Annotated in this window: 9 protein-coding genes and 1 pseudogene; 1 reads left to right on the top strand and 9 read right to left on the bottom strand. The window is 31.3% G+C overall.

From position 1 onward, the window contains the following. Positions 1-81: 81 nt before the first annotated feature. The gene (metG, locus tag ACMUOV_RS07290) at positions 82-1,710 is read left to right on the top strand and encodes a methionine--tRNA ligase (RefSeq protein ID WP_413854464.1); all 1,629 of its coding nucleotides are present in this window, start codon (positions 82-84) and stop codon (positions 1,708-1,710) included. Positions 1,711-1,733: 23 nt separating this feature from the next. Here the strand turns inward: metG and ACMUOV_RS07285 are convergent, their stop codons facing one another. The 9 genes and pseudogenes from ACMUOV_RS07285 to ACMUOV_RS07245 form a co-directional block, all read right to left on the bottom strand. Then, complete coding sequence (locus ACMUOV_RS07285; RefSeq protein WP_413854462.1) at positions 1,734-5,849, bottom strand: metallophosphoesterase; 4,116 nt, start codon at positions 5,847-5,849, stop codon at positions 1,734-1,736. A 100-nt stretch (positions 5,850-5,949) separates the two neighbouring features. Continuing rightward, positions 5,950-7,035 (bottom strand): 3-phosphoserine/phosphohydroxythreonine transaminase, encoded by a 1,086-nt coding sequence (gene serC, locus ACMUOV_RS07280; protein WP_413854461.1) that lies wholly within the window; start codon positions 7,033-7,035, stop codon positions 5,950-5,952. Between the two features lie 95 nt (positions 7,036-7,130). Then, the gene (locus tag ACMUOV_RS07275) at positions 7,131-9,089 is read right to left on the bottom strand and encodes an ABC transporter permease (protein ID WP_413854460.1); all 1,959 of its coding nucleotides are present in this window, start codon (positions 9,087-9,089) and stop codon (positions 7,131-7,133) included. Continuing rightward, complete coding sequence (locus ACMUOV_RS07270; RefSeq protein ID WP_413854459.1) at positions 9,089-10,084, bottom strand: efflux RND transporter periplasmic adaptor subunit; 996 nt, start codon at positions 10,082-10,084, stop codon at positions 9,089-9,091. Before ACMUOV_RS07270 ends, ACMUOV_RS07275 begins: the two co-directional genes overlap by 1 nt. Beyond that, the gene (locus ACMUOV_RS07265) at positions 10,081-11,337 is read right to left on the bottom strand and encodes a TolC family protein (RefSeq protein ID WP_413854458.1); all 1,257 of its coding nucleotides are present in this window, start codon (positions 11,335-11,337) and stop codon (positions 10,081-10,083) included. Before ACMUOV_RS07265 ends, ACMUOV_RS07270 begins: the two co-directional genes overlap by 4 nt. A gap of 175 nt (positions 11,338-11,512) precedes the next feature. Continuing rightward, positions 11,513-13,930 carry an autotransporter domain-containing protein gene (locus tag ACMUOV_RS07260; protein ID WP_413854457.1) on the bottom strand — a complete coding sequence of 806 codons (2,418 nt, stop codon included), beginning with the start codon at positions 13,928-13,930 and terminating at the stop codon, positions 11,513-11,515. 9 nt (positions 13,931-13,939) lie between these two features. After that, positions 13,940-14,011 (bottom strand): annotated as a pseudogene (locus tag ACMUOV_RS07255) (hypothetical protein); the annotation flags it as partial. Positions 14,012-14,035: 24 nt separating this feature from the next. After that, positions 14,036-15,694, bottom strand: a complete 1,659-nt coding sequence (locus ACMUOV_RS07250) for an autotransporter-associated beta strand repeat-containing protein (protein WP_413854455.1) — start codon at positions 15,692-15,694, stop codon at positions 14,036-14,038. Between the two features lie 39 nt (positions 15,695-15,733). Continuing rightward, a partial coding sequence (locus ACMUOV_RS07245) for a hypothetical protein (protein ID WP_413854454.1) occupies positions 15,734-16,142 on the bottom strand: 409 nt, incomplete at its 5' end.

The following is a 16,142-nucleotide window of genomic DNA, read 5'->3' as shown; positions in this document are numbered from 1 at the left end:
GACCTCATTTTTCTTTAAACTTAAAATCACCTTTACAATATATTCTTAATAATTATAAAATGTCGCATATGTGTTTAACCAATACACATTATTGAAAAAAATAGTTGTTTTGTATATAATAAAAGTTTAAAAATAAAAAACAAAAAGGATTTTAAAATGAAAAAATATTATATTACTACACCTATTTATTATGTTAACGATAAGCCGCATATAGGCCATGCATATACTACAATAGCCGCCGATATTGCTGCCCGTTGGAAAAGGTTGCAAGGTTGTGATGTTTATTTTCTAACGGGAACCGATGAACACGGTGCAAAAATTTGTCAGTCCGCGCAGGCAAAAGGTATAACACCTAAAGAACTTTGTGACCAAATGAGCGGATATTTTCAACAGGCATGGAAATTATTGGATATTTCCAATGACGGTTTTATAAGAACAACCGATAAAATGCATGAAGAAACCGTTCAGTTAATAATGCAAAAACTTTATGATAAAGGTTTGATTTACAAAAAGCAATACGAAGGTTTATATTGTGTCGGCTGTGAAAAATTTATTGCCGAAAAAGATTTGGATGAAAACGGTTGTTGTCCGGACCATAAAAAGAAACCTGTTTTACAGTCCGAAGAAAATTACTTTTTTAAATTATCACAATTTAATCAACAACTTATTGATATGATAGAAAACCCCGCAAACCCCAACCATATAGAAGTTTTACCAGAAACAAGAAGAAACGAAATTCTCGGCAAATTAAGGTTAGGTTTGGAAGATATAAGTATTTCAAGGGCAGCTCTTGACTGGGGAATACCGTTACCTTTTGACAAAAGCCAAACCGTATATGTTTGGGTTGATGCTTTAATCAATTATGTTTCAGCTATCGGTTATAAAGATAATAAGAAAATGTTTGAAAAATACTGGCCGGCAGACATACATTTAATGGCAAAAGATATTTTATGGTTCCATAGTGTAATTTGGCCTGCACTTTTAATGGGTGCCGATATTCCCGTGCATAAAAGAGTTTATGCTCACGGATTTTTTACCATCAACGGCGATAAAATGTCAAAAACTTTAGGTAATGTTATTACCCCGCAACAGTTGGTTGATAAGTTCGGTGTTGAACCTGCAAGATATTTGACGGTATCTTTAATTCCGTTCGGTCCCGACGGTGATATTTCAATGACCGAACTTGTAAAAAAATACAATGTGGATTTGGCAAACAATTTAGGCAACCTTATTTCAAGAACAAACAAAATGGCAGAAAAATATTTTGAAGGCAAAGTTCCAGATTGTGAAGTTGAAGATAATTTAACAAAGGAAGTTGCAAAAATTTTAGATATTGACTACGGTAAGTCCATAGAAAATATGCAGTTTCATAAAACATCCGAAATTTTACAACAGGCAATAACCGTAATCAACCAACAGATAGAACAGGATGCTCCCTGGAAACTTGCTAAAACAGACACACAAAAACTTGCACAATGTATGTATTGCTATTTTCAAGCTACGGATTTGATAATATTACATTTAATACCTTTTATGCCGAAATTATCGGAAAAAATTTGGAATTTAAACGGAGCAACCGGCAATATAATTGACACGGCAAAAAAATATTTTACCGACAAAATTTTACCTAAAGAAGGTTTTTCCGCAAAAGGAACTAAATTAGGTAATTTTGAAATTTTATTTCCGAGAATACAGAACGATACTTTATAACCGCATGTTATTAAGTTATTTTGTTAAGCGGCAGATAACATATCAACAATAATTTCCGAAGAAAAATCTTTGTTTGTATTATCAAAAACATTCAATCTGTCTGCATAAACAAGCGGAGGTATAAAACCGAAAGTATTTAAAAGAGTTTCAAGCATACCGCTGCCGATATCGGAATACTTAACCTGTGCCGATAAATTATCATTTCCTAACAATAACAAATTTTTGTAATTATTTAATTTATAATTTATATCTGACGAAACAATCCTGTTTAATACTTCCTGCTTGATAATGTTTTCCGTATTTTTATTTTCCGTTTCGAAATATTTTATCCATAAAACATCAACGGTCCCTTTTGCCACATTAATTTTATTTAAATAAATATTTACCGGAATATTTTTATCTGCAATTTTTATTGTTATTTCATCCAACAGAGAACTTGTTTCAATTAAATCTTCGTTAATCATTTTATTTGAAATTACAAGCCCTAAAGCGGATACATTTTGTGTATGTAAATTATCAATATATTCAATTCCTTCAATATCTTTTATTGATTCAATATTTTTATTAACTTGTAACGGAGCTATAATTAAAGAATTTCTTTTGTTTATTTTTTGCATATTATTAATACTTTTTGCATAATTTTTAAATAACGGAATTAAAACATTGTTATAAAGTTTACTTATTGTAAAATCAGAAGAATCAACATCATCTGTTTTTGAAATATTATAAGTATCACCGTCTTCAAAATACAAAGTTGATATGCCTTTATTATTCACCGTTCTTACAAGTCCCTGATTTTTATAACCTTTTGACATACTTTTGTCGACACTCATAAGAACCGGTATTTTTATCTTGACATTAAAAATTTTAACCGTTTTATATTCCATTTGTTTTACATTTTGTTTTTCAAGTTTCTCTATCGGGTTATGTCCGGCAACCACCATTCCCAACCCTATTTTTGAAAATATTTTTGCAAAACCGGCCTCTTTCATTTCTTTTACGTTTGCAGGTTTTATTTGTGTTGTATTATCTGCATAAACAGATGTAATTATGGTTAATGCTTCCCGTATTTGCGACAAGTTATTTGAAGACATATCATAATTTCTTATATCTTCCGCCATAATATCAAAACCCTTCAACAAATTTATTCCTTCATAGTGAATACCTTTGTAAATAAAACCTTTTATGCCGGTACGAAAGTTACCTTTATTGTCAACATAACCTATTGCAACATCGGAATCTTCATCAACAGGTAAAACGGAATGCATATAACATATACCGTTATCATCAATTTTATACAGGTAAAAATTATTTTTATAAAATTCGGCCATTTCTAAAAACAACTTATCTTCAAGGTAAGAAACATTATCTATGCCTTTTTTATTTTCACTTTTCAGTTGTTCGTCCCTATAACCTATAAAACCTCTGTCTTGTGCGCCCCATTTTGTATGATATGCCCAATCAAGCCCGTTCCAACATGTAGTTTTGTAATTGCCGAACATTATAGAATCGACAACAACCCATTGCCAATTACCGTTATTATATTCCGTATTTATTTTTTTTTGCTGTTCGGATATTATATCATTTATTAATTTTTTCAAATCTTGCCAATATTGTTTGTATTGAGGATATCCGGCTGAAAGAATTTCCAATTCCTGTTTTCTTTCAAGCCACCAATTAATCGACATTTTATCAACGGCTCTTATACCCGTATAAACGGTTGTTCCGACATTTCTGCCGAAAAACTTTTTATGAAAATTCAACAATATTTCATCCTGTTTGAAAATACCCGTCGGATTATGTAACATATCAACCGTTTTATCTTCCGTAAATTCCGCATAAAAAGTATCCGTAAATAATTTTTGAAATTTCGGTTCCTTTTCGTTCCATATTGATTGTTGTCTGTCATCGGCATATTCCATATATTGCGAGAGTACTTTTGCCCAATATATTTTGGAATTAACATTCTTATCCTTTTGTTTTCTTTTATCTTTTAAAAGTTGTTGAATATTTATTTTTTTACCGAAGACAACAACTTCATAATCATCAGGTATTCCTTTATAATTTTCATAAAACGGCAAATGTAATCCGAGCAAATTCATAAAAGCATATAAATCGTGGTTACCTGTTACAAATTCTGCTTTTCCCGTTTCAAAAATTCTTTTTACAAAGTTAAAGGTTTCCACCGGTTTGTCGCCTCTGTCAAGTAAATCGCCCAAAATATAAAGCAAAGTGTCTCCTTTTTGTTTTAAAATATCAATAACAATATTTTCCATTGCGTTTTCAATTTTATTTTCTGTTTGGATGTTATCGGTTTTATATTCCGGATATATTTTGATAAGTTCGTCATAAAGTTCTTTTAAATCATTATACTTTTTGTTTTGTAATCGGGGTTCCAATTGATAAACAAACAGTTGCAATAATCTCGAATATCCCGCATGAATATCCGATGTTATTACAATTTGGTTTGAATTTACGGTATTACCTGCATTATCAACAATTACATTACCGTTTTTAATATCAAATTCGGTTGACAATCCGTTACAGTAAAGAATAAATTTATCATTTGTATATTTACATGAAACAGATACATTTTCAGAAGATAACTTTGAAACAATATTTTCAATATTACCGACCGAATAATTATTTTCGGCTAATATCTCAATTATTTTTTCCAAATATAAAAATGTTGTCCGGCTTGGAACATTTGATGTACCGGTAAGCATTAAAGAAATTTTTGCCAAGGCCTGATTGTTAAATTTATAAGTACTTTCAATTACTTTGTTATAAAATACATTGTCATTATCATTTTTAACTGACGGAGTTATTAACAAATAAGAAACATTATGTTTTTTAAGTTCATTTAAAACATCGGTATGAAAACCGCCCGTAATTACGATATTTGTTTTTGAATTTTTTTGATTGTTTAACGAATTTAAAATATTATTAACAAAAGTTTTATTTCTGTTTATATTATTATCATTATACTTAAAAATATCCGCGGTATAAAATAAAAAAGAATATTTATCAAAATCATCCGATAAATATTCCGATACCGAATTCAAATATTTTTCATAATTTGTTTTAAAAAAATTGTAATCCTGTTCTGTAATCGCCAAATTTAAAAAATCTTCAAAAAGTTCGGTCATTTTAATCACAAACAACCTTTGTCTTATCTTTTTATTTATATAATTATCATTTATAAAACTTTCAAAATATTTATTTTTTTGTTCAATCAAAGACAACGTATTTAATTCTTTTATTTTTATCGTATTATTAAGATACATATAAAGATTATTATATTTACTTTTTAACTCTTCATCATTTCGAAAATAAGAATATAAAAGTTTATTATATTTATCGGATTTTATTTTGGAATATGAATTTATCAATTCATTATATTGTGCAAAATTTATTTTTGTTTTCAATAATTCAAAAAATTTTTGTTGCTCCTTTTTTAATTGTTTTAAATTTATTTGATTATTGTTTTTTGTTAAACGATAATATTTTTGCAAACTGTCAAATTGCAATATCGGTTGATTCATTTTTGATATTAATTTTAAATCCGTAAGATTAAAATTGACATATTTCAACAATGTTTTGCAGTAAGGAATTTTTTTATACAATACGGTTTTAAAATTTTTATACAGCTCCGTTTTATAATTTTTATTATGCAAAATTAATGCGGCTCTTTCTATATTATCTAAATATTGTTGCCAATTTTCCAAACCGTAAATTTCGATGTTATTGTTATTAAGCAAATAATATTCTACTCCGGATATCAAACCGTTTTCAATTAAACTATCCGTTATATTAAACTGTTTAAGATTTTGCAAGAAAGAAGTATCCGTTTTTTTATAGGGAATACCTTCAACTAAAACTTTATCAACCGAATATTGTTTGGATACTTCTTCAATAATTTTCGATATGTTTTTTTGAACGGATGAACTTGTATGCAAATCCTGAATAAATACTATTTGCGGATTTTGAGAGTTTGTTATAAAGCACTCATTTATTTTACCTGCAGTTAAATTGAAATTTTCAATATTTAAAGGTAAAACAAAAGCCGTAATTGTTTCAATAAATACAAAACAATACAGAAAGCATAAAGTTAAAAATATTGAAAAAAACTTTTTCATATTGATATTATACAAAAAAACGGGAAGATTTTTATTTATCTTCCCGTTTTTACATATATTTTAAACTATCAGCTACAAGACCTAAACTTTCAACTTTAAGTTATATGTTTTTACTTTCAAATTCTTTCATGAAAGCAACTAATTTTTTAACACCTTCAATAGGCATTGCATTATAAATTGAAGCTCTCATTCCGCCGACCGTTCTGTGCCCTTTTAAGCTTACCAAACCTTCCGCAGTTGCTTCTTTTATAAATTTTGCTTCAAGTTCATCGTTACCGATAACAAAAGGAACATTCATCAAAGATCTGTCCTGTTTTACAACCGTTCCTCTAAACAACTTGCTGCTGTCAAGATAATCATATAAAAGTTTTGCTTTGGCTTCGTTCAATTCTTTCATCTTTGCAAGCCCGCCGAGTTTTTTAATCCATTTAAATACCAAACCGCAAATGTAAATACCGTAAGTCGGAGGGGTATTGTATAACGAACCGTTGTCCGTTTGAATTTTCCAATTCATCATCGTAGGTGTGCAAGAAAGTGCCGGACCTTCACCGATTAAATCTTCTCTTATAATTAGAATTTGAACACCGGAAGGACCTACATTTTTTTGAACTCCGCCATACATTACACCGTATTTTGTAATATCTACGGGTTCCGATAAGAAACAAGATGAAACATCAGATACTAACGGTTTCCCTTTTGTATTGGGAAGTTGTTTAAATTTTGTTCCGTAAATCGTATTATTTTCACAAATATAAACATAATCCGCATTATCACTGATAGGCAAATCCGAACAATCCGGAATATATGAAAATGTTTTATCTTCGGATGTTGCAATTTTATTTGCTTTTCCGTATTTTTGTGCTTCTGCAAATGCTTTTTTTGCCCATTGTCCGGTGATAATATAATCGGCAACTCCGTTTCTCATCAAATTCATCGGAACACTTGCAAATTGTAACGAGCAACCGCCCTGTGCAAAAAGAACTTTATAATTTGCCGGTATATTTAACAAATCTCTTAAATCTTTTTCCGCTTCATCAATTATGGCTTGATAAGTTTTTGATCTGTGACTCATTTCCATAACGGACATTCCGGAACCTTTGTAGTTCATCATTTCATCGGCTGCTTGTTTTAAAACTTCTTCCGGTAAAACTGCCGGACCTGCAGAAAAATTATACACTCTTTCCATTTTGGCAATATCTCCTTTTATGGTAACTGTTAATCAACTGTCTTTTGATTATACAAAAAACAAAAAAAAATTGCGAAAGTAATTTTTAAACATAATTAATCGTGGCGGAGCGCTTCTATCGGTGAAAGTTCGGATGCTTTTTTTGCAGGCCATAAACCGAATACTATTCCTACAAAAGCGGAAAAACCTACCGAAAGTATAATGGAAAAACTTGAAACAAAAACCGCCCAACCTGCAAATTTTGAAACCACAAGTGAAATTATAACACCCAAAGTTACACCGGATATTCCTCCCAAAAGCGACAGAACCGAAGATTCAATTAAAAATTGCAGCAAAATTGCAATTCCCGTTGCACCGATTGCCTTTCTTAAACCTATTTCACGTGTTCTTTCACTTACACTTACAAGCATTATATTCATAATACCTATACCGCCAACTATTAACGAAATACCCGCAACGGCACCGAGCAACATTGTCATCGTTTGTGTAGTGGATGTAAGCATTTGTATCATATCCGACATATTTCTTATTCTGAAAGCATCGGCATGTTCGGCCGTTAATTTATTTCTTTCAAGCATTGTTTGTAACAAATAAGTTTCCGTTTCACTCATTTTACCGTCCTGCACTTCTACGGCAACCGACGATACATACTGTGTTCCCAACAATCTTTTCATTGCCGTATTTAACGGAACTATTACCATATCGTCGCCATCTCTATAACCCTGTGCACCTTTGACAGGTAAAATACCTATTACTCTGAATTTTTTTCTGTTTATTTTTATATATTTACCTACGGGATTTTCATTACCGAAAAGATTTTTTACAACGGTTGTCCCTACAAGGCAAACTTTTGCCAAATTTTCATTTTCCGTTTTTGTAAAAAACCTACCGTATTGCGGAACGGAATTTTGCATATATTGATAAGCGGGGGTTGCACCCGTAATTGAAGTATTTGTATTTTTATTACCGTAAACAACTTGAACCGAACCGCTTACATTAGGATCTATATTTTTAATAAGTTCCGTGTTTTCGGCAAGTGCATCAACATCTTTTAAATAAATTCTTCTTGTTACCGAACCCGAAACACCGCCGAGTGAAATTCTTCCGGGCATAAGATACAACAAATTTGTTCCCATTGAAGTTATTTGTTTTTCAAGCGACTTTTGTGCACCGCTTCCGAGTGCAAGCATTGATATAATTGATGCAACACCTATTATTATACCGAGCATTGTAAGCAGTGACCTTGTTTTATTTGAAATTATTGCCCTTATTGCAGAAAAAAAGTTTTCGGCAAATTCGGCAAAACTTAAATGCGCGGCAACTTTTTTTATTTCTATGGGGTTTGACTTAACTTGTTTTGACGGTTTTTGTCTTGTGTCACCTATAACCTGACCGTCTTTGATTGTTATCAACCTGTCTGCCCATTTTGCAATATCGGGTTCGTGTGTAACAAGTATAATACTTATTCCCTTTTTATTTAAATCGGTTAAAATTTGCATTATTTCATTTGATTGTTTTGAAGACAAATTACCGGTAGGTTCGTCGGCAAAAATAATTTTCGGGTCATTAACCAATGCCCTTGCTATTGCAACCCTTTGTTGTTGACCGCCGGAAAGTTGTGTCGGTTTATGCTCGGTTCTGTTTGAAAGGTCAACCTCGCCGAGAAGTTTTTCGGCTCTTTCTTTCCTGTTTTTACCGCCGGAATATACTAACGGTAATGCAACATTATCGGCTGCCGTCATTTTATTTAAAAGGTTGTACTGTTGAAAAACAAACCCTATTATTTTTGACCTTAAAAATGCCGTTTGACTGTCATTAAATTTTAAAACGTTTTGTCCGTAAATTTCATAAACGCCGTCTGTCGGTCTGTCAAGCAAACCCAATATGTGCATTAGTGTGGATTTACCGGAACCGGAAGGTCCCATAATTGCTACAAATTCACCTTCCTCAACGGTTAAGTTTATACCTTTTAATATATCCAGCTTATTTTCGCCGATATTATAAACTTTTGTAATATTTTTTATTTGTAATAAAGGTATTTTTTTATTTTCCATTATGATTTTTTCGGAGCATTATTTAAAATTTCTTTACCGGATTTTCTTTTTTTGTTCGGAGTCATTTGCAAAAAACCTTTTGTTTCATCTTTTGTGGTATTTAATTTAAAATTTTCATCTTTAACCAAAATTTCATCACCTGCAGAAAGCCCGGAAACAACTTCAATATTATCTCCGTCAAGAATACCTGTTTTTATTATATGTTTATCGGGGTTCATATTATCACCTACAAGAACATAAGTTTGTCCTTGCGAATTTTCATTTATACTGTCCCAGGGAATAACAACTGCTGCCTTTTTTTCCGTAACGGTAATATCAATGTTGGCTGTCATTAACGATTTAAAAAACGGAGGTGTTTTTACGGGCCTTATTTTAACATAATAAGTTATAACATTACTTACATTTTTACCTTCTTCCAAAATTTGAAAAACTTTTCCCGATACCACATCATCTTTATAAGCATCAAGCGTTATTTCGGCTTTTTGTCCTACTTTAACTTTACCAATATCGGCTTCATCTACACTTGCAAGCACTATAAGTTCATCGGCAAGTGCAAATAAAATATCGTTTGTTGAAATGGTTTGCCCTTCAACAACATTTCTTAAAATTATTTTACCGTTCATAGGTGATATTACGGGTGTTGCTTTATATGTATTTTCCCAATCGGAAAGTTTTTCGTCGGGATTTGCACGAACGGCATCTAAAATTGCAACCCTGTCGGAAGAACTTAAATATGCAAGAACCTGACCTTTCCTAACGGTATCGCCCTCGTTAACAAGAAGTCTGTCAACCCTGCCGGAAACCGAAGGTTTTATTTCAACTCTGTTTAAAGCCGAAACTTCACCCGTTGTATCTATAATTTCACGAACATCTGCGGTTGATACTCTTATTGAAGAATAGTTAGGAACAACAACTTTTTGTTTTTTATCTTTTAACTGATATGTAATAGCAATACCCAGTGCAATAATTACAAAAAAAACTATCATCTTTTTCATTTTATATCTCCGTTCGTATTTCCTAAAATTCTATCTCTTTTTGCCAAAGCTACATTATAATTATATAAAGCCGAAAGGTGAGATATTTGATTATTTACATATTCCTGTTCGATATCCTGCCATGTTTGGAATTCCATCGTCCCTGCTCTGTATTTAACGGTGGCTTCTTTTTGCCTTTGAATTGCCGCTTCAAGCAACATTTCTGAAATAACAATACTGTCTTTTGTTTTTTCTATTTCCAACAAAATATTTTGCAGTTCCGTTTTTGATGCAAGAATCGTTTTTTCATAATTTTCTTTATTTTGTTCAAGTGCTATTTTTGAAGATTTTATTGAATTTGAAATGCTTGTCAAACCTCCGGATAATATAGGATAATTTAAGCCGACACCGACATTCCAATTTTTACTTGATAAAGGCGGAAACGGGTTTGTATCGTCGGATAAACCTATCGATGCGGAAGCAGATATATTGGGATATAAATTCCCTTTATTTGATAAAACTCTATATTCAGCTATTTCAACGGCAGCTGAAGAAATTATAACATCGGGAACACTTGAAACAATTTCATCAACATCAAAACTATTATCATCTTTAACCGTTATTAAAGTTCCTTCAACGGTAAAATCTATGGGAATATCTTTACCTAAAGTTTGAACAAGTGCTCTTTTTGCAACCACAAGTTCTCTTTGTGCATTTAAAAAATTAATATAAGCCGATTGTTTTTGTGCTTTAGAACGTAACATATTACCTTTGCTTTCTTTACCGCCTTCATATTGCAAACGCACAATATCGGCGGATTGACTTCTTAATTTATAAATATTTTCAAGCAATATAATATTTTGCTGAGCATATTTCATTTTAAGGAATGCTTCTTTTATTGAAAAATACACATCGGCACAAGTTTTTGTAAGTTGTGCAACGGTTTTATTTATTGAAGCTTTTTTGCTTTTTATTTCGGCACTATTTTGAAAATTGTATATTGTTTGAGAAGCACTTAAATTTGTACTCCAGCTGTTTGAGGTATGTCCGTTACCGCTTCTTGAAAAGCCGTAACGAAAATTAGCCGAAGGATAATATTTATTTAAAGCAATATTATAGTCGTATTCCGCTATCCGTAAATCCTGCCTTGTCGATACTAATGTTTGGTTATTTTCATTTGCAATATCAACACACTGCTGCCAAGTTAAAACGGTATCGGCAAAAAGGCAATTTGTAAAAAGAAAAATGAATATTATTGTTAAAAATTTTTTCATACGAAAATTTGCTTTGCAAATTTTGAGGTATTGATGAACAGAAATATTGATATGCAGAACCTAAAAACCGCAAAAATATAAGTATACCCGTTTAGACTAAATTTTTTATAAAAAGTTACAAAATAAAAATTTATAACTACAATGTATAATAGTATACATTATAAGCCGCAATTTATCAATTGCCTTTTTTGGGAGCACCTATAACAATTTCAACTCTTCTGTTTTTAGCTCTGCCGGCTTCTGTTTTATTTGAATATATAGGTTCTTTTTTACCTTTACCTATAATACCCATCTTATTTTTAACTTTGTAATCTCTTTTTAAAACTTCGGCAATTGCAGCCGCTCTTCTTAAAGACAAATCATTATTATATTTATCACTTCCGACATTATCTGTATGTCCCTCTATTAAAATTTCCGAATCGGGATACTTATTTATTTCTTTTGCAACCTCTTTTAAACTTTTTCTGCCGTTTTTTGTAAGTTTTGCTTTTGCAAAAAGGAAAGTCGGCTTTTCATCAAGTCTTATTTCTTTTATTTGTGTTTCTCTTATTTTTTTAGCTTCCTGTTCACTGAAAATAAAAGCTTCATATTTTTGAAGCATATCTTTTAATTCTTTTTCTCTTTTTGCGGCTTCTTCCAATTCTCTGTTTTTTGCCGCAAGCTCTTTTTCCAAAAGTTTTGACTTATCATTAACATTTTGAACCTGTTTGTTTTGTTCCGTTTTATTTTCAAAATCTTTTGATTTTTCCGAACAATTCGAGCAATTAAATTTATAAGAAAGACCTATATTAAAATAAAAATTATTATTCTTTTGAGCAAGCAAAGCTAATGTATTTGCAAATATGGTCCAATTATCACTTAACATATAATCGGCACCTAAATTAAGGCCGACCGAAGTTTTTGAAATTTCACCGCTATGAATATTCATTTTACTGATATCCGAAAAATCCGATAACGATATTTCAATTTTATTGTATTCGTCAGAAAACAATTGCCTTAAACTTAAATTACCGTACCAACCGAATTTTTTTACGTTCCCCTCAACTCCCGCACCAAGCCGTGCCTGAAATCTAAAATTATTATAGTTGTTTACTTTTAAATTAAGACTATCGGCACCTTTTTCATTAAATCCGTCTATTGAATTATAAATTCCGGTTAAACCGATAAACGGTATTAAATTTATTTTATTTTCCTCATAATTATTTGTAAGTCCGATTTTATAACCTATTTGCCCGTCCAATGATATATTATAACCGTTATAACTGCTTGAAGCAGTTCTGTTCATAAAATCAATTTTTCTGTTTGTTTCATATTGTTGCATACCGGCAAGCGCCATAGCTTTTATCTGCCATTTTTCATTATTAAAACCGCCGTAAACACCAAAATTAAAATCTTTCATGTCGGTTTTATCGGATTTTTGTTTAAGTTCTGATGCGCCGTAACCTGCCGTAATTCCCAATGTTAAGGATTTTAGTGATATCATATCAAAGCCGGCAAATAATCCGTTTACATTGCTGCTGAATTTGGGAGAATTTGAATTTCCGTCAACATCTGTCGTATTATAAAAGTATTCCGCCCAAATTTTACTGTGCCATTTGTAGCAAACATTATCGGAAATTCTTTCTTCTATTTTATCGTAAATATGCTCCTGTTTTGAATTAAAATATGTTAAGAAAGCAGAATTTGCATATATCAAACCTGCAATATCGTCAAAACTTGCTTTCAATTTATCAAAATCCTGTGTGGATTCATAGTAATAAAGTTTTTCCAATTCGGTTAATACCTGCGTTATATCGCCGGACTGTCCGGTTGAAAGCGTATCAATAACTTCTGCTACTTCTTTCTGATTATGAGACAAATCCAAATAAGGAGAATCGGCAAAATCGGTTGCTTTTCTTGACACTTCAACTTTCATTATATTTGCATCGTTATAAACATTGTAGGCAAACCTGCTTCCGAATGCAAGATCGGATTCATTTAAAGAAGTTATCGTTACCGTAGAAAATTCGGTTTCAATATTTGAATTTGCTTTAATAATTTCAAAAATTGCTTTTTGATAAAAACTTCCTTCTACCGTTATTAAATTTAACGAAGTTTGTTTTGAAGAAACAACAACCGAATCCGCCTCTATTTTATCGTTATAAACATCAAAATTATCCTTTTGCCCTATTTCGGCATTATAACCGCTGCCGTCTTCAAATACTAAGTTGCCTGATATTTTTACTGTCCCGGTGGAGTTACCCGGAGCAATAACGGCATTTTTGCCTATAACAACATTTGCGGCTTTAATGTCGGCATTTCCTTTTAAATAACTGTCGGTAAATTTAATATCATTTATAACTTCAAAATTTTTACCTGCTCCTAAATTATTTATAACAAATGTTCCTGAAGATATATTAGCGGAATTAGCTTTAAACGTATTTATAACAGTCATTGTCGAAGAACCTGTTTTATTAAATGTTCCGACATAATTTGTTTCATCAATTTCATTTAGTGTAACTTCCGTATCGCTGTCGGAAAATTCAAACGTATCCGAATTATTTACACCCGTTCCGAATAAAGTTCCCTTTATATTTAATGCTGTTCCTATCAATTTCCCGTTCCTGACATAAGTATTTCCCGTATAATTATTTTGTTCCGCTTGGAAATTAATTGTTCCCGAACCTGTCTTTATAAAATCGGCATCTCCGTTAATTTGTTATGCCAAAGTTACGGTTGAAGAAACAACTTCAATATCAATATCATTATTTTCATTTACATTAATTTCATTATCCAATAAAATTTCGTTTGACGCATCTACAATTAATTTACCGCCGTTCATATATATAGTGCTTGAACCTAAATTTGATGATGATATTTTTATTGCGCCGTCCGTTATTATTGTTCTGCCGGAATATGTATTTATATTTGACAATTCAAGTGTTCCGGAACCTTTTTTTTCAATATTTCCCAACCCTGTTATCAATGCATTTGAAACAAAATCATTTTCGTCTGTTACTTGCAACAAAGAATTTTCACGTTCAAAATTTATATTTTCAACAGTCAAATTTTCCAAAGGTGTTATAAGTTCAGATGAAATCTTTACGGTTTTTTGTGTTATTGAAGCGGAATTGGTTACAGAAGAAGATACCGTTAATGTTCCGCCCCCCATAATTATATTATTATTTGTTCCGGAAGTATTTATTTCCATTAACCCGTTATTTTCTATGTTTTCATCCGCAACAACATCATAAATTCCTGTTACCAAACAAGCACCGTCGTATATTGTTATTTTGTTAGTCGTTATCGTACTGTTTTGTAAATTATTAAAAATACCGGATATAATTGTTACCGAACTTTGATCAATTTTTGCCTTATTATTTAAATTACCCGTTACATCTAAAAAACCGCTTCCCATTATATTGCTTTCATTATCATCCGAACCGCCGGTAAAAATTAAATTCCCGTCATTTTTTACAAGTGTTACGGATATTGTATTTGTTTGTAAAGAAGAATCGGTGGAAATTACAATTAAATTTTGTTCGATATTATTACCTTCCGGATTTATAACACTTGCCCCGTTGATTATTTGAACTTCTCCCGAACCTTTAATATAAGTTTTAATATTACCGTCCGAATTAAACTTCAATGTTCCTTTATTTTCCAATACACCCGCTTCAAAATTTTCCACAGCACCGGATACGGTTGAACCGTTTCCGACTTTTATACTGTTTTTAGTTTTTATTGCGGATGAAACTTTTACGTCTTTACCGTTTATATTTACATTTGATTGCATTATCTCGGCATTAACTTTAAAATTATCATCTATACTTAATGAACCGTCTCCGGTTATTTTAACATTATTTTCTTTTCCGGCGGTTATATTAAAATTACCGTTATTTATAATTTCAGATGCCGAAATTTTTTCAATATTACTGTAAAGAAAAGCTTTATCATCTATAAGTATATCATTAAACGTTAATTGTGAGTTATTGTTTACTATTGAACCGCTTGAAATTATAAAGGAATCGGCTTTTAAGTTATTATTGTTATTTAATTTTATTTTTTCAACGGAGATTACCGAAAATGTATCATCATTCATTGTTAAAGAAGTGTCGTTATCCCAAGTTGTTGCTACTTCATCCGCACCCTTAACGGTTAATTTTGTTGCCGACGATGTATCAAAAGAAACATCATTATAACTTCCGTTAAAAATTTTTGTCGTAAGTATATTATCAGAACCAGAATCCGAGGAGTATGTATACTCGGTTCCGTCTTGACTGCCGGTTATTGCGGCATAAACGAAAGAAAAGTTTAACAACAAAAATGTTACTACAAAAAAAACCAAAACATAAATACTGTAAAAATTTTTTTTCATTGATATTTATCCTATTTTAAAGAATTTGTTTCAAAAATTTTATGCTGCCGTTAAAATATTAACTACATTTTTAATATCGTCAAAATTTTCTTTTTCAAAATCTATGTTTCCTATTTTCTTATCGGCAAAAAGAACTAACAATTCAAATGTAGCTGCTTTGGCAATACTACCTTCTTTATCAAATTTAATTTCATTTTCCAAACCTATTCCTTTCAATAGTTTTTGTGCTGTTATAATATCGGAACTGTCTAAACAATACGCAAGTTCGTAAACAAAGTTTATGAATTCTTCAGCATTCATCCTTTGTTTTGCCGGCTCAAGTATTTCAATTATTTCATCAACAACCTGTTTTTGATTATTGTTCAATTCCACAAGAGCATTCCTTTCAACCATCTTTTTTATATTTCTATCTGCAAACCCTAACGGATTTCTTGTATTTATCCATACG

This window comes from Candidatus Ruminimicrobium bovinum, assembly GCF_902760015.1.
Classification (GTDB): domain Bacteria; phylum Elusimicrobiota; class Endomicrobiia; order Endomicrobiales; family Endomicrobiaceae; genus Ruminimicrobium; species Ruminimicrobium bovinum.
This window is presented reverse-complemented; position numbering and strand designations above follow the sequence as displayed.